We start from the raw sequence: 658 nt of genomic DNA, 5'->3' as shown, positions 1-658 counted from the left end.
TAACACCAAGTTAACGGGCGCGAATACGCACGGCATAATGGCACAGCAGCCGTGTGTGTTTGCGTCCCAACGACCAACGGGAGTGCGTTTAACGTTTTGTTAGATGCCCTACGCACTAGCTAAAAACATCTCTGCTTGTTTTGGTGATTTAATATGCACCAACGTAACACTCTTTGCGAGTTCACTTGCAAACAACTCTGCGTATTTTTGCTTAGTTTTCCAATAGTTTTGTAACATCCACAACACAACAGATTCCGATGAAAAGAAGTTACGCCTGAATGATTCACAGTTTCCAGTACCAACCCAAATTTCCTCTTTTGAATAAGCCCGTTTGAATGAACGTGTGAGCATTTGCTTAAGCGTATGAAAGAAACCAAAGTCCAGCCAAACAATAGTGTCTACGTATTGCCACTTTAACTCATTGGTTTTGGATTGGTTGCCGTCCAAGACCCACGTCTCCTGTCCCATTAAACTTTCTAATTTAAACAGAAATTCTTTAGTTCCCAGATGCTCCCAATTAGGCAGCCAGAAAACAGCGTCCATTTCTATGTAGGGGATATTGAGTTTGTCCGCAAGGCGTCTGCTGAAGTGCGACTTACCGCTTCCACTAGTTCCAATTACATTGATTCTTTTCATATCGGAAAACCTGACAAGCATC

General features: G+C 42.7%; 1 protein-coding gene. It reads right to left on the bottom strand.

The genetic code is table 11. The annotated features are described in order from the left end of the window. Window positions 1-108: 108 nt before the first annotated feature. The coding region (locus tag J8L84_RS20200) for a hypothetical protein (RefSeq protein WP_247670909.1) at window positions 109-658 on the bottom strand (550 nt) is incomplete at its 5' end.

The sequence above is a fragment of the Alteromonas sp. MMG017 genome (assembly GCF_018100795.1).
Classification (GTDB): domain Bacteria; phylum Pseudomonadota; class Gammaproteobacteria; order Enterobacterales; family Alteromonadaceae; genus Alteromonas.
This window is presented reverse-complemented; position numbering and strand designations above follow the sequence as displayed.